Below are 18,503 nucleotides of genomic sequence, written 5' to 3'. Positions count from 1 at the left end.
GCCGCTCGATGCAGAAGCTGTCGAGAAACGGAGCAAGGAAGCTGGAGGTCATGGCGCCGGCAGCGGGGCCGGCAAAGGCGCGCATCCTGGCCGTGGATGACGACGAGCGCAATCTGCTGGCGATCGGCGAGGTTCTGGCCCCTATCGGTGAAGTCGTCTGCGTGCAGTCGGGCGAAGAGGCGTTGCGCGCACTGCTGAAGGAGGATTTCGCAGTCATCCTGCTGGACGTGCTGATGCCCCGGCTGGATGGCTACGAGACCGCGGGATTGATCCGCCAGCGCGAGCAATCCAGGCGAACGCCGATAATTTTTCTCACCGCCATCAACAAGGAAGACGCGCACATGCTGCGCGGCTACGACGCCGGCGCGGTGGATTACGTGTTCAAGCCTTTCGACCCGGCCATGCTGCGTTCCAAGGTTGCCGTGTTCGTCGAACTTCATGAGAAGACGCTCGAAATCCAGCAAAAGGCGGCTGCCGAGCAACGGCTGCTGGCCCAGGCACTGCAGGCGCAGAAGGAAAAGCTCGAGGCCGAGCGGGCGCTGCGCAGCGCACAGGAGCGGCAGCATGCCATTTTGAGCTCTCTTCCGGTCTGCTTCCACGCAAGGGCGGCGGAGCCGCCGTTCGGCGCCAGCTTTGTCACCGAAGGGGTCGAACGCCTGACCGGCTTTCCTGCGGAACGGCTGACCGCCGATCCAGGCTTCGGCCTGAGCCGCGTTCATCCCGACGATCTGCCGAGAGTGAGGGAGGTCCTGCTCGCAGCCAAGGCCACCGGCTCCTACACCTGCGAATTCCGCTGGCAATGCGCCGACGGCAATTACCGGATTTTTCTCGACCAGGGCGTCCTGTCGAATGGCTCCGACGGCCGGAACCCCGAGATCCTCGGCACATTGCTGGACGTTACCGAGCGGCGCGAGCTTGAGGACCAGCTGCTGCAGTCGCAGCGCCTCGACGCGATCGGCAAGCTTACCGGCGGCCTGGCGCATGATTTCAACAATCTGCTTGCCGCAATTCTCAGCGGATTGGGATTGCTCGAGCGCCATGCCGAGTTCGACGGACAGACCAGGCAGGTTCTGGAACTGACACGCCGGTCGGCAAAACAAGGCGCCGAGCTCGTCAACCGCATGCTTGCCTTCTCGCGCCGCCAGACGCTGCGGCCGCAGGCCGTGCGCCTCGCCGCGCTCGGCGATACAATGAACGGGTTGGTGGCCCCGGTCCTGGGCGGCCTGATCCGTTTCGATTGGCTTGTCGACGACACTGTGTGGCCGGCGCATGTCGATGCCAGCCAGCTGGAGCTCGCGCTGATGAACCTGGTCTTCAACGCGCGCGATGCCATGCCGTCCGGCGGCACGATAATCGTGGAGGCGCAAAATCGAACGCTAGGCAGTGCAGCCGAGGATATTTCGGCGGGCGACTATGTCGTGGTCACGGTCAAGGACACGGGGTCGGGCATACCGGCTGACATTCTCGCCAAGGTCGTAGAACCGTTCTTCACCACAAAACCGGTCGGCAAAGGCACTGGCCTCGGTCTGAGCACGGTGCATGGTTTCGTCAAGCAATCGGGCGGCACGCTTCGCATTGAAAGCACCGTCGGCAGTGGAACATCCGTCCAGCTCTGGCTGCCGCGTTCAATCGAGCGCCCGGTGGAAATCGCCGAGAAGTCCGATGCCGACGACAGCGTCGGGAATGCCGGCGAGGACTATCCATCGGTCCTGCTGATCGACGACAGCAATGTACTACGGGAACTGACGGCGCAATCGCTTCGCCAACACGGCTTTGCGGTTACCTGTGCCGGGGGCGGTGCCGAAGCGCTGGCGATGATCGAGCGGGCGCCGTACGATTTCGATGTCATCGTCACCGATTTTGCCATGCCGCTCGTCTCGGGCCTGGAGGTCATTCGGTTCGCCCGGAATCTGCGGTCCGATTGGCCGGCGGTGATGATAACGGGATATGCCGATGCCGACGCGATCGCCGACCGGCCCCCCGACGTGCCGCTGCTCGGCAAACCGCTGCGCGAAAAGGACCTGATGGAGAGCATTCTTGCGGCGGCCGCGCGCGCCGGCTCGCAGAAAGCCAGGCAGGCCCAGCCGGTGAAAGGCGGGTACCGGTTTTCGACCTGAAGAGACAAGCCTTATCGAATCGAAACGGTACGTTCCGTATCCTCGATCGTCCGCGACATCCAGCCTGTGCGCAACACGGAGCGCCGGCCATGGCGCGCTCGACGGGCTGTGATGCGGTTGATAAGCCCTCTCCGCAAGGAGAGTCGAGACATGACCGTTGCGATCGAGATGGGCCAGACGAGCGCAGGCGCCCCGGCGGCGCTGGATCTTGAGGAACTGCTGGCGACGCGGCTTCTGGTGCAGGGCAATTCGGGCTCCGGCAAGTCCCACCTGCTGCGCCGGCTCTTGGAGCAGAGCGCGCCCTGGGTGCAGCAGACCATCATCGACCCCGAAGGCGACTTCGTGACGCTGGGCGACCGTTTTGGCCATCTGGTGATCGACGCCGAGGAGCATACCGAGCGCGGCCTGCAGAGCGCCGGCGAGCGGGCGCGCATCCACCGCGTCTCCACGGTGCTCAATCTCGAGGGGCTCGACGCCGAGAACCAGATGCGGCGCGCCGCCGCCTTCCTCGGCGGGCTTTTCGAGGTCGCCCGCGACCACTGGTACCCGATGCTGGTGGTGGTGGACGAGGCGCAGCTGTTCGCGCCGGCCGTCGCCGGCGAGGTTTCGGACGAGGCGCGCAAGCTCTCGCTCGGCGCCATGACCAATCTGATGTGCCGTGGCCGCAAACGCGGGCTGGCCGGGATCATCGCCACCCAGCGGCTGGCCAAGCTTGCCAAGAACGTCGCCGCCGAGGCTTCCAATTTCCTCATGGGCCGGACTTTTCTCGATATCGACATGGCGCGCGCCGCCGACCTTCTCGGCATGGAGCGGCGCCAGGCCGAGGCCTTTCGCGACCTCGAGCGCGGGCAATTCATGGCGCTCGGCCCGGCGCTGTCGCGCCGTCCGCTCGGCTTGCGCATCGGCCCGACAGATACAAGCCCGCGCAACGCGACCCCGCGCCTGATGCCGCTGCCGGAATCGGCGTTGGAGGATGCCCGTGCGATCATCCTGGCGGCCCCGCCGCCGGAAACCGTCCGGCCGCAGCGCCGCTCGTCGCCGGATCTACTCGATCAGCTGATGGCGGCGAAGTCGGCGGCGCTGGAAATCCGCCCGGAAGCAGCGGAGGCGCAAATCAGCGCCGAGGATTTGGCGGAGCGGCGCGAGCGCGTCGACCGGGTGCTGCGCGCCGTGCTGGCGCAACCCGATGCCGGCTTCCGGGTCATCGGCGTGCTTTATCAGGAGTTCGTGGTCCGCTGCCGCATCGAGGGCCTCGCCTCGGTCGTGCCGGACCTGCCCGAGTTCCGCCGCATGCTGACCCGCGCCCGCGCCGGCCTCGGCTCCGACATGGCGGGCGACGACGCCTGGCAGGACGTCTCGGCGCGCGCCTCGCTGCTGCCCGAGGACATGCAAGGCGTGTTCATGATGATCGCTCGCGCCGCCAAGGAGGGCTGGCCCTGCCCGAGCGACGCGGCAATCGCCCGCGCCTACGGCTCGCACTCGCTGCGCCGCGCCCGGCGCCTGCTGACCTATATCGAGGAGCAGGGGCTGATCGTATGCCAGCTCGACGGAGCCGGCCGGCGGACGGTGACGCTGGTGGAGCTCGCCTGGGCAACGGCACCGGGGGATCCCAATGCGGAGGAGGCGGAGCAGGGGAGTTTGGTGTGATGGGGGGACGAACTCACACTGAGAAAGCACCGCTCATCAGGCAGGGGCTAAGTCTGTTTTGCGCCATATCCGGACCTTGCCAGTGATGCCGTGAATGTTAAGTCTCGGCTCCGATGCGGACGTTCCGCCCGAGTTCGAAGACTGACCGCGACCGTTCTGCGGCCTTCGCATGGATAGCGCCAATGAGCGGCGTCCCACATCCCACTCCTTGTGTCCATTGGGAGGGGTCGTTGTGGACCAAGCCCTACTACCCAGGCTTGTGACGAAGCCGATCCAGCGCGTCTCGAAGTGCATTGGCGGCATCGCCACGCTCGTCAGGGGACATCAGCTCCGGTTCAAGTTCCAACCTGAAGTGCGGCAGCTCGGTTCGAACAGCACGACGAGCGGCCGCCAGATTGGCCTTCAGATCGATGACGCGGTAGGTGGCGACGGGATAGGCGATCCCCTTGACCTGGACTTGCCCCAGTTCCTCACAGTCGATTGCGTCCTTCACTTGCGCAAACGTCTCGTAGGAAATGAGGATGGCCCCCGGCGGCGCCTCCTGCTCCAGGCGCGAGGCGAGATTCACGGCGCCGCCGATTATCGTGTAGTCCATCCGGTCCTCGCTGCCGAAGTTACCGACGGTGCAGTAGTCGGTATGGATGCCGATGCGACAGCGCAGCGGTGTTTCGATCCCCATGTCCCGCCAGACTTCGGCAAGCTCGCTAATCCGCTTTTGCATTGCAAGTGCCATCTGCGCGCAAGCCAGCGCGTCCTCCTTGACGCCGCGAGTCTCGGGATCGCCGAAAAACATCAGGATCGCGTCGCCGACATATTTGTCGATCGTCGCGCCGTGATCCGAAGCAATTTTCGACATTTCCGTCAGATAGTGATTGAGGAGTTGGGTGAGATCCTCGGATTCCATTTTGTCAGTGGTCTCGGTAAAGCCGGCGATATCGGAGAAGCATATTGTCAGTTTCTTCCGCTGGCTGGCGATCCTGACCTCCTGGCGGCCGGTGAATATCGAGCGATACACCTGGGGCGCCAGATACTTCGCCAGCTTGCTGGAAAGCGCCTCCAGAACCACGGATTTCTCGGCGAGGTTCTCCTCCCTTTGCTTCAGCTCAGTGATGTCCGAATAGACGGCGACCGTGCCGCCGGCGCTGATCCGCCGCTCGCTGACCATGACCCATCGCCCGTCGCCTCGCCTCTGCACCCAAGGTTCGCCAGGGTTGCGGTGCCGCGAGAGGCGCTCGGCGACCCACTCCTCGACCCGCCCCTCGGCGTCCCTGATGTAGCCGCGCTCAGCGGATCGGCGAATGATTTGCTCGAATGTCGTGCCGGGCGTCAGTTCGCTCTCCAGACCGGTGTAGAGCAATTCGCGGTAGCGGCTGTTGCTGAGGACGAGCCGGTCCTCCCAGTCGTACAGAGCGAATCCTTCGGAGATGCTTTCGATGGCATCGATGAGCCGCTGACGAGCTTCCGCAACGTCGCGCAGGTTCTTTTCCTCGACCTCGACAGCAGTATCCCGGAAGAGTCTCAGCGCTTCGGCCATGCGCCCGATTTCGTCGCTGCCCGCGGCTGGCAGCGGCGCACGAAGATTGCCCCCCGCAATCGCGAGCATGCCTTGGCTCACGGCCCCCAGTCGGGCGAGGAGGCTGCGGTCGACATAGAGCCAGACAACCAGAACCGAACTCAGGAGGCTGAGAAAGGCGGAGCCGAGTACAACCGCGGTGCCGTAGCGCTGGACGAGCGCGGCTTCGCGACCGGACGCAGCGATCTCCTGATCTGCCGTGGCGACCAGGCGATCGACGCCAGCGGTGAGATTGCGCGACAGTCGATTGTTCTCGGCCAGAAGCCTTTCGCCCTGTGCCAGGACAGCAAACTCGTCCTCCCGCACCTTGGGGATGCTGTCCTCGCCGTCGGTCAAACCCCTGAACTCGTCAACACGCTGCCGGAAGCGGGTCCGCAGCTTTTCGTCGATCTCCGTGGAAACCTTTTCAAGAGCAGTGAGCGAACGGCGTAGCGGAAAAAGGATCAACGCCAGGTCGCCCGGCGTCGGCGCGTTCGCGACCTTCACCAGCGCGTCGTTGACCGCCGAGATCTCCAGCTGCGCCTTCTGCTGGGGAATGTAAGCCGCAATCGCCTGGACCAGGTCGGCCATCGCCGCTGCGCGTCGATCGGGCGACAGCGACGTGTCGGCCGCGACCGCCCGCCATTGCGGGAGCCTGGAATCCATTACTAGGATGCCGGTGGCCACAAGGCGCTGGCTTCCGGTCGTCGTCGCGGCGAGGCGGTTCAGGAGCTCCTCCTTGCGGGCGACCACGTCGAGCCGGGCGACAACAAGAGAGTCGAGCTCCTTCAGGTTGCGCCTCAGAACAATCGCGGCTTCCTCGATCTCGGCCAAAGGCACTGTGCCCAACGTGGCATCCCGGAGGTCCGTGCGCAGGGCCTCGAGGCGGGACATCTCGAGCGCGACGGCAGCCGAGACCTCGCTGTGCTGAGCCCTGCTTGTCGCTGCCAGCACCGATGGCGCGGCAGCAGCGACCCGTTCGGCCTGGCGCGACAGCTGGAGGGAGGCGAGCGCCGACGGCACTCGATCCGTGGTAATTCGGTCCACGACGTCGCCAACCTGGAGGAAGGCATAAAGCGCCGCAGCGGTTGCCAGCACCGCAAGGGCGCTGATCCCGAAAAAGGCGAGCAACAGCCGGCCGCGTATGCCGAGGCGTTCAAGCTCGGCGAGTCGGAACAGTCCGGCCACACTGGTCTGCATCAGACTAGACATCTCAGCCGGCACGCCGGCGATCAGCGAACCCTATTCAACCGGCACGTACTCTCCGCCGCGCCAGACGTACCAAACCCAACTCTGCTTCGTGAGGTCGCCCTTGTCGTCGAAATCGACCCGGCCGATGACGGTGTCGAATTCCTGTTCGTGCAGTGCCGCAATGATGGCCTTCTGCTCCAGCGAACCTGCCTTCGAGACTGCCTGGGCCCAAACCTGGACCGCGCAGTAGCTCAACAGCGTGTAGCCCGCGGGTTCGAAATTCTCCGCACGGAACTGCTCAACGACCGCGGCCGCTTCGGGGCTTCGCCTCGGGTCCGCCGGGAACGTGAAGAGGGTCCCCTCCGCCGCGGGGCCGGCGATCAGGGCAAATTCCTCGGTCGCCAAAGCATCTCCGGATATGAGCTGAACCGTGTAGCCACTGTCGTGTGCAGCGCGAGCAATCAGCGCAACCTCGGCATGATACCCACCCACATATAAGGCGGAGACGCCGGCGGTCTGCAACGTAGCGACCTCGGCCGAATAGTCGTCCTTCCCGGGAATGTATGCGTCGTAAACGGCCTCAGTCACGCCCCGCTTGTTCAGCTGCTTCCTGGTCTCGTCGGCGAGACCCTTCCCATAGGTCGAATTGTCGTGGAGGATCGCAATCTTCTTGTTGCCCCAGCGATCGGCAAGGTAGTTGCCGGCGATGAAACCTTGCGCGTCGTCGCGGCCAATGGTGCGAAAGACATTGGCACGGCCCTGTTCGGTCAGCTGCGGATTGGTCGAGCCTGGGGATATCTCAACGACGCCTGCCTCCTCGTACACTTTTGATGCGGGGATCGAGGCCCCGGAGCAATAATGCCCGACGACGAGCACGACCCCGTCAGCCACCAGCTTCTTGGCGGCCGCCACAGCTTGCTCGGGATCGCAGAAGTCGTCGACCGAGATGAGCCTCACCTTCTGGCCGAGCACGCCGCCCGCCGTGTTGACGTCGGCCACTGCCATCTCCGCGCCGCGCTGTCCCTGCTCGCCGATCCAGGCGAGCCGTCCCGTCATCGCAGCCGAGACGCCGATCAGCACCTCCGCCCGCGCGGAGCTGAACACGGCCGCGAGAACTAAGATCGCTATGGCGATGATGCGGTGCATGTGTGCACCCCCTTAACTGTAGCTTACGCCAATCCCGTCAAAGCCGACAGCCCCTTCGGCAAGCGCGACTGTCTCGGGCTGCTATTGCAGCGCACACCCAATTTGGCGAAGCAAGCATACACTGGAATGGCGTGTCATAACTTCGTTCGCTGAGGTCGGAATCGCGCGCCAAATCCGGACGTTACCACTGACCGGAGTGAGCGTCGTGATTGGGTCAAAGCAGCCCCCGCCTCAGCTTCCCCCTATCTCTCCTCCACAATCCGCAAATAGGCCGCCGTCACAAACAGCACGATTAACCCAAACAATATCCACCACGCCCCTTCCGGCATCTGCAAAATCGTCAGCAGCGTCGTCAGCGCGGTAGGGATCAGCGCCGTTGATTGTGCCGGTGCAGCCGCCGCGGCCGCCGAAGATCGAGGTGCCGCCGACGACGGCGGCGGCCACCCAAGGCAGCACCAGCGGGTCGGCGAGCGACGGCCTTGATCAGGCCGATGTAGTGCAGTGCCGACGAGCACGCTCGAGATAACGTAGAGCGCGGTGATCACCTGCCAGCAGCGTACGCCGGACAGGCGCGTTGCCCGTTCGTTGTCGCCGACCGCCCCAGCACCACCGCCGCGACGCTGGCCGTCGCGTCCAATTCCTCAGGCGGCGCCTGGACGCCGGCTTTGTTTCCGTGAATCTCGCGATGCCGCATTGCACAATCGTCTCGCCTGCGCAAAATGCGGCATGATCCGCAAATCCCTCACTGTCCTGGTGATCGATGAGAACCACATCCGCGCTTCGATAATCGAAGCGGGATTGCGGGAGGCCGGGCATCAGCAGGTCACGGTCATCCATGACGTCGCCGGCATAGCGCGGCGGATAGCCGAGATCGAACCCGACGTGATCGTCATCGATCTCGAAAATCCCAATCGCGACATGCTCGAAAACATGTTCCAGCTGTCGCGCTTGGTGAAGCGGCCGATCGCCATGTTCGTCGACCGCTCGGATCAGGCTTCGATCGAAGCAGCGGTGGAAGCCGGAGTGTCGGCCTATGTCGTCGACGGCCTGCGTCAGGAGCGGGTCAAGCCGATCCTCGACATGGCAATCAGCCGCTTCAATGCGTTTTCGCGCATGGCGCGCGAACTGGAAGAAGCCCGCAGCGAATTGGAAAGCCGCAAGGTGATCGATCGCGCAAAGGGCATCCTGATGAAGTCGCGCGGCCTGTCGGAGGACGCGGCGTATACGCTGCTGCGCAAGACCGCCATGAACCAGAACCGCAAGATCGCCGAGATCGCCCAGAGCCTGGTAACGGCGGCAGGCCTGCTGGATCCCGAGGAGAGTTGAGAATGGCGGCCGAGCACCGGATCAATGCTGGCTTCATGCCGCTCTTCGACAGCGCTGTCCTTGTCGCGGCGAAGGAAATCGGCTTCGCCCTGCGTGAAGGCATCGACCTGACGCTCAACCGGGAAACATCCTGGGCCAACATCCGCGACCGCATCGCCATCGGCCATTTCGATCTGGCGCACATGCTGGGGCCGATGCCGATCGCCTGCAATCTGGGGCTGACGCCGCTCGCCTCCGATACCGTCGTGCCGTTTTCGCTCGGCCTCGGCGGCAATTGCGTGACGGTTTCGAACGCGGTCTGGGCCGGCATGGCCGCGCACGGCGCCCAACCCGATCTCGATCCGGCGCGGGCCGGCAAGGCGTTGGGAGCGCTGATTCGTGAGCGGGCGAATGGCGGCGGCGATCCGCTTCGCTTCGCCGTCGTCCATCCGCACTCCGGGCACAATTACGAATTGCGCTACTGGCTCGCCGCCTGTGGCATCGACCCGTCGCGTGAAATCGAGATCGTCATCGTGCCGCCCCCCTTCATGGCCGACGCACTCGCCGCCGGCAGGATCGACGGCTACTGCGTCGGCGAACCCTGGAACAGCGCCTCGGTCGTCGCGGGCACCGGCCATATCGCCACGGTCAAGGCGGCCATCTGGAAGACCAGCCCCGAGAAAGTCGTCGGCGTGCGCAAGGCATGGGCGGAAAGAGAGCCGGACGCGCTTTCAGCCCTGCTGCGTGCGCTTCATCACGCGGCGCGCTGGTGCCAGGATCCGGCAAACCGTGACGAACTCGCGGCCCTTATGGCGCAGCCGGCCTTCCTCGGACTTGCGCCGGCGCTGCAGATGCCGATCCTCAGCGGGCATCTGGCGCTCGGCGGCGGCGCCGAACTGAGTGTCGGCGACTTCTTTCTGCCCTTCAACAAGGCGGCGAACTTCCCGTGGAAGAGCCATGCGCTGTGGTTCTACACGCAGATGGTGCGCTGGGGGCATGTCGCGCACACGCCGGAAAACCTCGCTATTGCCCGCGACTGCTACCGCCCCGATCTCTACCGCTCGGCGTTGAAGCCGCTTGGCGTAGCGCTTCCCGGTGCCAATGCCAAGGTCGAGGGCGCGCTGAAGGCCGCGACTCCGGTCGGTTCGGCGGGGGCAAGCCTGGTGCTCGGTCCCGATGGTTTCTTCGATGGCCAGATCTTCGATCCCGACGAGATCGACGCCTACATTGCCGGCCAGAAATTGGCGCGCGCCGAAGTCTGATCATTTCGGCGGCATTCTTGTGCGCTGCACAAAAAATGTGCGTGCAACTGCGCTAATGAACAATCTTTGGCTTGCTCGCCCAGCGGGCCGGCGCGCCGACGATTTTGGCATGTCGTTGATCTCGTTGATGTTTGTCATCCATTCCGAAACTGGCACGGTTCCTGCGTTGCAATAGGCAGACTCTTCTCGGGTCACGGAATAGGCGTCCAATGGCGGGCGCTACAGGCAACGCTGCCGCTCAGGTCAACACGCGATCCCGGATGGACGGACGCGCGCGGCCTGGCCGGCGGCTTTTTTGTTTTGGTCGAACACGCAATCGACGGCGCCGATCCCAAGCCGCGCCCAACCGGAGATGACGATGACGAAAAGCACCAATAGCCATTCCGCCCAAACGGCGATCAGCCGCCGCGATTTCCTGAGGATCAGCGCGGCCACCGCGGCAACGCTGGCCGCGGCGCGTGCGCTGCTGCCCTCCGGCGCCTATGCGGCGCCCGCCGCGCCGGAAGTCACCGGCGCCAAGCTCGGCTTCATAGCGCTGACCGATGCGGCGCCGCTGATGATTGCCAAGGAGAAAGGCCTGTTCGAGAAATTCGGCATGCCCGACGTCGAGGTGCTCAAGCAGGCCTCCTGGGGGGCGACGCGCGATAATCTGGTGCTCGGCGGCGAAGCCAACGGCATTGACGGCGCCCATATCCTGACGCCGATGCCTTATCTGATGCACACCGGCAAGGTGACTCAAAACAAGCAGCCGCTGCCGATGGCGATCGTGGCCCGGCTCAACTACGACTGCCAGGGCATTTCTGTCGCCCAGGAATATGCCGGCACCGGTGTCGGCCTCGACGCCTCCAAGCTGAAGGACGCCTTCGCTGCGAAAAAGGCCGCAGGCAAGGAGGTGAAGGCCGCCATGACCTTCCCGGGCGGCACGCACGATCTTTGGCTGCGCTACTGGCTGGCTGCCGGCGGCATCGATCCCGACAAGGACGTCTCGACCATCGTCGTGCCGCCGCCGCAGATGGTCGCCAACATGAAGGTCGGCAACATGGACGTGTTCTGTGTCGGCGAGCCGTGGAACGAGCAGCTCGTCCACCAGGGCGTCGGCTTCACCGCCGCCACCACCGGCGAACTGTGGAAGGGCCATCCGGAAAAGGCGCTCGGCCTGCGCGCCGCCTTCATCGACAAGTACCCGAACTCCACCAAGGCGATCCTGATGGCCGTCATGGAAGCCCAGCAATGGTGCGAAGCCAAGGAAAACAAGGACGAGATGGCCGCCATCATCGGCAAGCGGCAATGGATGAACGTGCCGACTGCCGACATCATCGGCCGCCTCAAGGGCGACATCAATTACGGCAATGGCCGCGTCGCCAACGGCACCGATCTCTACATGAAGTTCTGGCAGGGCGGCGTGTCCTATCCCTTCAAGAGCCACGACAGCTGGTTCCTCGCCGAAAACATCCGCTGGGGCAAGTTCGCGCCGACCACCGACATCAAGGCGCTGGTCGCCCAGGTCAATCGCGAGGATCTGTGGCGAGAAGCGGCCAAGGATCTTGGTGTCGCCGCGGCCGATATCCCGGCGTCTTCATCGCGCGGCGTCGAGACCTTCTTCGACGGCAAGGTCTTCGATCCGGAGAACCCGTCCGCCTATCTCGACAGCCTGAAGATCAAGGCATCGGCCTGAACGGTGCAAACGGCGCTCGCGCCGTTTGTCGCCACAAGCGCAACGGCGCCGCTTGTCGCCAAATGCCAAAGGAACGTTCGAGAAATGTCTATCCAAGCCATCGAGGACCGCAAGGTGAAGCCGTTCCCCGCGCCTGCCAAGCCCGCCGAAATCATCGCCTTCACCGCCAGGGCGCGGCGCCGCTTCGACCCGGCCGCGATCGCAGGCAAGCTGGCCAGCACGCTGGTGCCGCCGGTCATCGTCATCACCATTATGCTCGTCGTCTGGCAGGTCGCCTGTTCGTCGCCCACAGCCAGCCTGCCACCGCCAAGCCAAGTTTGGAACGAGGCCTATGACCTGATCGCCCATCCGTTCTTCAACAATGGCCCGCAGGACATTGGACTCGCCTGGCGGGTGCTGATCTCGCTGCAGCGCGTCGCCATCGGCTTTGGCCTTGCGGCTGTCGTCGGCGTCGCGCTCGGCGCGCTGGTTGGCCAGTCGATCTGGGCGATGCGCGGTCTCGATCCGGTGTTCCAGATCCTGCGCACGGTACCGCCGCTCGCCTGGCTGCCGCTGTCGCTGGCGGCGTTCCGCGATTCCAGCCCGTCGGCGATCTTCGTCATCTTCATCACCTCGATCTGGCCGGTGATCATCAACACCGCCGTCGGCGTCCGTAACATTCCAGAGGACTATCGCAACGTCTCCCGCATCCTCAGGCTCAACCAGCTCGAATTCTTCGTGAAGATCATGGTGCCGGCCGCGGCACCTTACATCTTCACCGGCCTGCGCATCGGCATCGGCCTGTCGTGGCTGGCCATCGTCGCCGCCGAAATGCTGACCGGCGGCGTCGGCATCGGCTTCTTCATCTGGGATGCCTGGAACTCGTCGCGGCTGCCCGACATCATTGTCGCGCTCGCCTATATCGGCGTCACCGGTTTCTGCCTCGACCGCCTGGTCGCGGCGGTCGGCGCCTTCGTCACCCGCGGCACAACGGCAAAGTGAGGAGAGGGACGATGACGGCCTATCTGAAACTCGACCATATCGACAAATCCTTCGCCCGCGGCAGCCAGGTCAGCGACGTGCTGAAGGACATCCGGCTGACCATCGACAAAGGCGAATTCGTCTCGATCATCGGCCATTCCGGCTGCGGCAAGTCGACCTTGCTCAACCTGATCGCCGGCCTGACCAAGGTCTCGGCCGGCGCGGTTCTGTTGGATGACAAGGAGGTCGATAGTCCCGGCCCGGAACGCGCCGTGGTGTTCCAGAACCACAGCCTGCTGCCATGGCTCACCGTCTACGAAAACATCAATTTGGCAGTCACGAAGGTCTTTGGCCGGAGCAAGAGCCGGGCCGAGCGGCATGAATGGATCATCCGCAATCTCGATCTCGTTCAGATGGCGCATGCCAAGGACAAACGTCCGGCCGAGATTTCGGGCGGCATGAAGCAGCGCGTCGGCATCGCCCGGGCGCTGGCCATGGAGCCGAAGATCCTGCTGCTCGACGAGCCGTTCGGGGCGCTCGACGCGCTGACGCGCGCGCATCTGCAGGACGCGGTGATGGATATCCATTCGAGGCTCGGCTCGACGACGATCATGATCACCCATGATGTCGACGAGGCGGTGCTGTTGTCCGACCGCATCGTCATGATGACCAACGGCCCGGCGGCCACCATCGGCGAGGTTCTTGCCGTGCCGCTGGCCCGGCCGCGCCGGCGCATCGAGCTTTCCTCCGACCGCACCTTCCTGCGCTGCCGCGAGGCGGTGCTGAAATTCCTCTACGAACGCCACCGCTTCGTCGAAGCCGCGGAGTAAGGCCATAACGGGAAAACTCGTCATCATCATTGGCAATCTGCATCGGCAATGGGCAATCTACCGCATTGCACAAATATTATGCTGCTGTGCAAGGCATTTTGACTAATCTTTGATCCGCTGCCGAGCTTGGTCAAAAGTCGCGCGGCTGCGGTTCATATTGATTTCATTCGATAATTAAGAGCGCTGTCGAATTGGCACGCTTCCTGCTTTCCAAAATGTAGGGTCCGCAAGGGCCAAGTGAAACGGCGTCCAATGGCGGGCGCCACAGGCAAAGCTGCCGCTCAGGTCCACACGCGCTCCCGGAACCCCGGACGCGAAGACCTGGCCGGCGGCTTTTTTGTTTTGACGCAATCGACGGCGCTGGTCCCAAGCGGCGCCCAACCGGAGACGACGATGACGAAACGGATTGGAACTGGCGCTTCCCTCGCGGCCTTCACGCGCCGCGATTTTCTGGCCGTCAGCGCGCTCCCGGCGGCGCTGTTCACCGCCGCGCTCCTCCTCTTTCCCGCCGGCGCCAAGACTGACGGCAAGGGTCTCGAAGTGACCGCGCAAAGGTCGGTTTCAACCAGTTCGCCGATGCTGCGCCGCTGACAGTCGCGAACGAACAGACAAGGGCGGTGCCTCCCACGCCGCAAACCGGAGCCAGAAAATGACCGCAAATCTCCCAGCCGCGCCCAGCCAGGACAGCGCTCCCCGGCAGGCGCTTGCCATGTCCACCATCGCCTTCACCGTCTGCTTCGCGGTGTGGACGATCTTTTCAATCATCGGCGTGCGCATAAAGCAGGAGCTGGGGCTGAACGAGACGGAGTTCGGCCTGCTCGTCGGCACGCCGATCCTCACCGGCTCGCTCGTCCGTATGGTGCTCGGTGTCTGGACCGACCGTTTTGGCGGACGGCTGGTATACACCGCGACCATGCTTGCGGCGGCGGTCGCGACCTTTCTGCTCGCTTTTGCGCACACCTACGGGCAGATGCTGGTCGCCGCACTAGGCGTTGGGCTCGCCGGCGGTTCCTTCGCCGTCGGTGTCGCCTATGTCTCGCGCTTCTTCCCGGCCGGCAAGCAGGGTACGGCGCTTGGCATTTTCGGTGTCGGCAATGTCGGCGCCGCGGTCACCAAGTTCCTGGCACCGTTCGTGCTTCTCTCCTGGGGCTGGCAGTCGGTCGCGCTGATCTGGGCGGCAGCACTCGTCGTCATGGCCGCCGTCTTCTGGTTCACGACCGGCGACGATCCAGTCATCCGCGAGCGCCGCGCCGGCAAGGCAGCGCCCGCGAGAAGCTTCTTGCAGGAATTCGCGCCGCTCAAGAACCTGCAGGTCTGGCGCTTCGCCTTCTATTATTTCTTCGCCTTCGGTGCATTCGTGGCGCTCTCGCTGTGGCTGCCCCGCTACCTGATCGGCGTCTACGGCTTCGGGCTTGCGACCGCCGGCATGATCGGGGCGGCCTATTCAATTCCGGCAAGTATTTTCCGCGCCTATGGCGGCGTGCTTTCCGACCGGATCGGCGCCCGGACCGTGCTCTACTGCACCTTCGCTGTCAGTGCCGTCGCGACTCTCGTTCTGTCTCTCCCCTCGGCAGACTACGTCGTGCGCGGTATCAGCGGGCCGATCGCCTTCCATTTCGAGATCGGCCCGCTGGCCTTCATAGCCGTTGCCTGTGTGCTCGGCTTCTTCATGAGCCTCGGCAAGGCCGCCGTCTACAAGCACATCCCGGCTTACTATCCGCAGAGTGTCGGCGCGGTCGGCGGCGTTGTCGGCATGATTGGCGGGCTCGGCGGCTTTATCCTGCCAATCGCCTTCGGCGTGCTCAACGACCTCACCGGCGTCTGGTCGAGCTGCTTCATGCTGCTCTTCGTCATCGTCGCCACCTGCTTTGCCTGGATGCATTCTTCCATCCGGCGGATGGAGCGCACGGCGTCTGACGAAGCTTCAGGCCTTTCCTACGCGGCTGAGTGAGACCGGAGTGGATCAGGACATGACCGAGAAACTCGTTATCATTGGCAACGGCATGGCCCCCGGGCGCATGCTGGAGCACCTCCTGGAAAAGGCGCCTGGGCGCTACCAGGTCACCATCTTCAACGCCGAGCCGCGCGTGAACTACGACCGCATCATGCTCTCGCCGGTTCTGTCGGGCGAAAAGGCCTATGAGGAGATCATCATCCATGGCGACGGCTGGTACATCAAGCACGGCATCACCCTCTACAAGGGCCACAAGATCGTCGCCATCGACCGGCAGGCAAAGACCGTCACCTCCGATCATGGCGTGACCGAGCCCTACGACAAGCTTGTCATCGCCACCGGGTCGGTGCCGTTCATCATTCCGGTGCCGGGCCATGACTTACCGGGCGTGCTCACCTATCGCGATCTCGACGACGTCCGGGCCATGATGCTTGCCGCCCAGTCGCGGGCCAAGGCTGTGGTCATTGGCGGCGGCCTGCTCGGGCTGGAGGCCGCGGCCGGCCTCAACGCGCAAGGCATGGACGTCACCGTGCTGCATGTCATGCCGACGCTGATGGAGCGCCAGCTCGATCCAGCCGCCGGCTATCTGCTGCAGCGCGCGGTTGAAGAACGCGGCATCAAGGTCATCACCAAGGCCAACACCCAGGCGATCACCGGCAACGGCAAGGTCGAGCGGGTGGAGCTTGCCGACGGCACAGTCATCCCGGCGACGCTCGTCGTCATGGCGGTGGGCATCAGGCCGAATGCGGCGCTGGCGAAGGAAGCCGGCATTGCGGTCAATCGCGGCATCGTCGTCGACGCCGGCATGCGCAGCAACGATCCCGATATCTACGCAATCGGCGAATGCGCCGAGGTCAACGGCCAGGTCTACGGGCTGGTCGCGCCGCTCTACGAAATGGCGCGCGTCGCCGCCAGCCATCTGGCCGGCAATGAGGCGGCGGCTTTCGTCCACATGGACACGCCGACCAAGCTCAAGGTCACCGGCATCGAGCTGTTCTCGCTCGGCGACTTCGCCGAGGGCGATGACCGCCAGGAGATCGTGCTGCGCGATGCCGCGGCCGGCGTCTACAAGCGCCTGGTACTCAAGGACGACCGCATCATCGGCACCGTGCTCTATGGCGAGACGGCGGACGGCGCCTGGTTCAACGACCTCAAGAAGAAGCAGACCGACATATCCGAGATGCGCGATACGCTCATCTTCGGCCAGTCCTACCAGGGAGGCGCCCCCCTGGACCCTATGGCGGCCGTTGCAGCCTTGCCGGATGATGCGGAAATCTGCGGCTGCAACGGCGTATGCAAGGGAAAGATCACCGGCGCGATTACGGCCAGGGGCCTGACCTCGCTCGACGACGTGCGCGCCCACACCAAGGCGTCGGCCTCCTGCGGCTCCTGCACCGGGCTGGTCGAAAAGCTGATGGTGCTGACCATCGGCGACAAATACAATCCCGCGGCGGTCCAGCCGATGTGCAGCTGCACCGCGCTTGGCCATGACGAGGTCCGCCGGCTGATCAAGGCCAAGGGCTTGAAGACCATTCCCGCCGTCATGCAGGAACTGGAGTGGAAGACTTCCTGCGGCTGCGCCAAATGCCGGCCGGCGCTCAACTATTATCTCGTCTGCGACTGGCCCGACGAATACGCCGACGATTACCAGTCGCGCTTCATCAACGAGCGCGTCCACGCCAACATCCAAAAGGACGGCACCTATTCGGTGGTGCCGCGCATGTGGGGCGGCGTCACCAACGCCGCCGAATTGCGCGCCATCGCCGACGTCGTCGACAAGTTCGAGATCCCGATGGTCAAGGTCACCGGCGGCCAGCGCATCGACATGCTCGGCATCCGCAAGGAAGACCTGCCGGCGGTATGGGCCGATCTCGGCCAGGCTGGCTTCGTCTCTGGCCACGCCTATGCCAAAGGACTGCGCACCGTGAAGACCTGTGTCGGCTCGGACTGGTGCCGCTTCGGCACGCAGGATTCGACCGGCTTGGGCATCCGTATCGAAAAATTCATGTGGGGCTCGTGGACCCCGGCCAAGGTCAAGATGGCGGTGTCGGGCTGTCCGCGAAACTGTGCCGAGGCGACCTGCAAGGATGTCGGCGTGATCTGCGTCGATAGCGGCTACGAGATCCATTTCGCCGGCGCCGCCGGTCTCGACATCAAGGGCACCGAAGTGCTCGGCCTGGTCAAGACCGAGGACGAGGCGCTGGAGCATATCGTGGCGTTGACGCAGATGTATCGCGAGCAGGGCCGCTATCTCGAGCGTATCTACAAATGGGCCAAGCGCGTCGGCATAGCTGAGATCAAGCGTCAGATCATGGACGATGGCGAGAAGCGCAAAGCCTATTTCGACCGCTTCGTCTTTTCGCAGAAATTCGCCCAGGTCGACCCATGGTCGGAACGTGCTTCCGGCAAGGACAAGCATGAATTCCGGCCGATGGCTTCGGTCGGCTTTGCCCAGGCGGCGGAGTAGGCGCGTGTTCCCGAAAAGTGGAATGCGGTTTTCGGACAAGAACACGCGCAAAAGAGGAATGGCCACATGAATTGGGTATCGATCGGCACGCTCTCGGACATTCCGCGTCGCGGCGCGCGCTGCGTCGCCACGCCGGAAGGAAAGATCGCCGTCTTTCGCACGGCCGACGATCAGGTCTTTGCCATCGACGACCATTGCCCGCACAAAGGTGGGCCGCTCAGCCAGGGCATCGTCCATGGCACGGCGGTGACCTGTCCCTTGCACAATTGGGTGATCTCGCTGGAGACAGGCAAGGCGCTCGGCGCGGACGAGGGCGCGGTGCGCACCATTGCCGTGCGGATCGACGGCGAGCGGCTGTTCATTGCGCTGGAAGCGCTGGCCAGCCGCGCGGCGTGAA

14 protein-coding genes and 1 pseudogene are annotated in these 18,503 nt (G+C 64.2%); 11 read left to right on the top strand and 4 right to left on the bottom strand.

Annotated features, from left to right (window positions below):
• Positions 1-8 precede the first annotated feature (8 nt).
• Positions 9-2,117 carry a PAS domain-containing hybrid sensor histidine kinase/response regulator gene (locus NKJ32_RS15650; RefSeq protein ID WP_502896637.1) on the top strand — a complete coding sequence of 703 codons (2,109 nt, stop codon included), beginning with the start codon at positions 9-11 and terminating at the stop codon, positions 2,115-2,117.
• Between the two features lie 150 nt (positions 2,118-2,267).
• Positions 2,268-3,764 carry a helicase HerA domain-containing protein gene (locus NKJ32_RS15645; RefSeq protein WP_352568365.1) on the top strand — a complete coding sequence of 499 codons (1,497 nt, stop codon included), beginning with the start codon at positions 2,268-2,270 and terminating at the stop codon, positions 3,762-3,764.
• A gap of 247 nt (positions 3,765-4,011) precedes the next feature.
• Here NKJ32_RS15645 and NKJ32_RS15640 read toward each other — a convergent pair whose 3' ends face one another.
• The 3 genes and pseudogenes from NKJ32_RS15640 to NKJ32_RS15630 form a co-directional block, all read right to left on the bottom strand.
• Positions 4,012-6,516 (bottom strand): adenylate/guanylate cyclase domain-containing protein, encoded by a 2,505-nt coding sequence (locus NKJ32_RS15640; protein WP_352681415.1) that lies wholly within the window; start codon positions 6,514-6,516, stop codon positions 4,012-4,014.
• A 42-nt stretch (positions 6,517-6,558) separates the two neighbouring features.
• Positions 6,559-7,653, bottom strand: coding sequence for a branched-chain amino acid ABC transporter substrate-binding protein (locus NKJ32_RS15635; RefSeq protein WP_352448431.1), 1,095 nt, complete (start codon positions 7,651-7,653; stop codon positions 6,559-6,561).
• A 242-nt stretch (positions 7,654-7,895) separates the two neighbouring features.
• Positions 7,896-8,252, bottom strand: a pseudogene (locus NKJ32_RS15630) (ABC transporter permease subunit); the annotation flags it as partial.
• A gap of 127 nt (positions 8,253-8,379) precedes the next feature.
• Here NKJ32_RS15630 and NKJ32_RS15625 point away from each other — a divergent pair.
• Together NKJ32_RS15625 and NKJ32_RS15620 are read left to right on the top strand one after the other, a co-directional pair.
• Positions 8,380-8,979, top strand: a complete 600-nt coding sequence (locus NKJ32_RS15625; protein ID WP_352568364.1) for an ANTAR domain-containing response regulator — start codon at positions 8,380-8,382, stop codon at positions 8,977-8,979.
• 2 nt (positions 8,980-8,981) lie between these two features.
• A complete protein-coding gene (locus tag NKJ32_RS15620) occupies positions 8,982-10,220 on the top strand; it encodes a CmpA/NrtA family ABC transporter substrate-binding protein (RefSeq protein ID WP_352577826.1) in 1,239 nt (412 codons plus the stop codon).
• 243 nt (positions 10,221-10,463) lie between these two features.
• Here the strand turns inward: NKJ32_RS15620 and NKJ32_RS15615 are convergent, their stop codons facing one another.
• Positions 10,464-10,592: a hypothetical protein gene (locus NKJ32_RS15615; RefSeq protein ID WP_352448433.1), complete on the bottom strand. Its 129-nt coding sequence runs from the start codon at positions 10,590-10,592 to the stop codon at positions 10,464-10,466.
• On the opposite strand from NKJ32_RS15615, the gene NKJ32_RS15610 reads away from it, so the two are divergent.
• From NKJ32_RS15610 to nirD, 7 genes are all read left to right on the top strand, one after another.
• Positions 10,579-11,895 carry a CmpA/NrtA family ABC transporter substrate-binding protein gene (locus NKJ32_RS15610; protein ID WP_352623312.1) on the top strand — a complete coding sequence of 439 codons (1,317 nt, stop codon included), beginning with the start codon at positions 10,579-10,581 and terminating at the stop codon, positions 11,893-11,895. The two genes, NKJ32_RS15615 and NKJ32_RS15610, sit on opposite strands and share 14 nt — an antisense overlap.
• A gap of 84 nt (positions 11,896-11,979) precedes the next feature.
• Positions 11,980-12,876 carry a nitrate ABC transporter permease gene (gene ntrB, locus NKJ32_RS15605; RefSeq protein WP_352577824.1) on the top strand — a complete coding sequence of 299 codons (897 nt, stop codon included), beginning with the start codon at positions 11,980-11,982 and terminating at the stop codon, positions 12,874-12,876.
• An 11-nt stretch (positions 12,877-12,887) separates the two neighbouring features.
• On the top strand, positions 12,888-13,685 hold the full coding sequence (locus NKJ32_RS15600) for an ABC transporter ATP-binding protein (RefSeq protein WP_352577823.1): 798 nt from the start codon (positions 12,888-12,890) through the stop codon (positions 13,683-13,685).
• A 393-nt stretch (positions 13,686-14,078) separates the two neighbouring features.
• Positions 14,079-14,276 carry a hypothetical protein gene (locus tag NKJ32_RS15595; RefSeq protein ID WP_352827990.1) on the top strand — a complete coding sequence of 66 codons (198 nt, stop codon included), beginning with the start codon at positions 14,079-14,081 and terminating at the stop codon, positions 14,274-14,276.
• A 58-nt stretch (positions 14,277-14,334) separates the two neighbouring features.
• A complete protein-coding gene (locus NKJ32_RS15590) occupies positions 14,335-15,636 on the top strand; it encodes an MFS transporter (protein ID WP_352568357.1) in 1,302 nt (433 codons plus the stop codon).
• Positions 15,637-15,655: 19 nt separating this feature from the next.
• The gene (nirB, locus tag NKJ32_RS15585) at positions 15,656-18,106 is read left to right on the top strand and encodes a nitrite reductase large subunit NirB (RefSeq protein ID WP_352623311.1); all 2,451 of its coding nucleotides are present in this window, start codon (positions 15,656-15,658) and stop codon (positions 18,104-18,106) included.
• A gap of 66 nt (positions 18,107-18,172) precedes the next feature.
• Positions 18,173-18,502, top strand: a complete 330-nt coding sequence (gene nirD, locus NKJ32_RS15580) for a nitrite reductase small subunit NirD (RefSeq protein ID WP_023676297.1) — start codon at positions 18,173-18,175, stop codon at positions 18,500-18,502.
• Position 18,503: the final 1 nt, after the last annotated feature.

Origin of the sequence: Mesorhizobium sp. M0159, assembly GCF_040322295.1 — a bacterium.
GTDB lineage: Bacteria > Pseudomonadota > Alphaproteobacteria > Rhizobiales > Rhizobiaceae > Mesorhizobium.
This window is presented reverse-complemented; position numbering and strand designations above follow the sequence as displayed.

What these genes read in the sequence shown, in the direction of transcription:
- NKJ32_RS15650 (WP_502896637.1), top strand. Translation starts at nt 9, where the DNA reads ATGCAGAAGCTGTCGAGAAACGGAGCAAGGAAGCTGGAGGTCATGGCG.
- NKJ32_RS15645 (WP_352568365.1), top strand. Translation starts at nt 2,268, where the DNA reads ATGACCGTTGCGATCGAGATGGGCCAGACGAGCGCAGGCGCCCCGGCG.
- NKJ32_RS15640 (WP_352681415.1), bottom strand. Translation starts at nt 6,516, where the DNA reads ATGCAGACCAGTGTGGCCGGACTGTTCCGACTCGCCGAGCTTGAACGC.
- NKJ32_RS15635 (WP_352448431.1), bottom strand. Translation starts at nt 7,653, where the DNA reads ATGCACCGCATCATCGCCATAGCGATCTTAGTTCTCGCGGCCGTGTTC.
- NKJ32_RS15625 (WP_352568364.1), top strand. Translation starts at nt 8,380, where the DNA reads ATGATCCGCAAATCCCTCACTGTCCTGGTGATCGATGAGAACCACATC.
- NKJ32_RS15620 (WP_352577826.1), top strand. Translation starts at nt 8,982, where the DNA reads ATGGCGGCCGAGCACCGGATCAATGCTGGCTTCATGCCGCTCTTCGAC.
- NKJ32_RS15610 (WP_352623312.1), top strand. Translation starts at nt 10,579, where the DNA reads ATGACGAAAAGCACCAATAGCCATTCCGCCCAAACGGCGATCAGCCGC.
- ntrB (WP_352577824.1), top strand. Translation starts at nt 11,980, where the DNA reads ATGTCTATCCAAGCCATCGAGGACCGCAAGGTGAAGCCGTTCCCCGCG.
- NKJ32_RS15600 (WP_352577823.1), top strand. Translation starts at nt 12,888, where the DNA reads ATGACGGCCTATCTGAAACTCGACCATATCGACAAATCCTTCGCCCGC.
- NKJ32_RS15595 (WP_352827990.1), top strand. Translation starts at nt 14,079, where the DNA reads ATGACGAAACGGATTGGAACTGGCGCTTCCCTCGCGGCCTTCACGCGC.
- NKJ32_RS15590 (WP_352568357.1), top strand. Translation starts at nt 14,335, where the DNA reads ATGACCGCAAATCTCCCAGCCGCGCCCAGCCAGGACAGCGCTCCCCGG.
- nirB (WP_352623311.1), top strand. Translation starts at nt 15,656, where the DNA reads ATGACCGAGAAACTCGTTATCATTGGCAACGGCATGGCCCCCGGGCGC.
- nirD (WP_023676297.1), top strand. Translation starts at nt 18,173, where the DNA reads ATGAATTGGGTATCGATCGGCACGCTCTCGGACATTCCGCGTCGCGGC.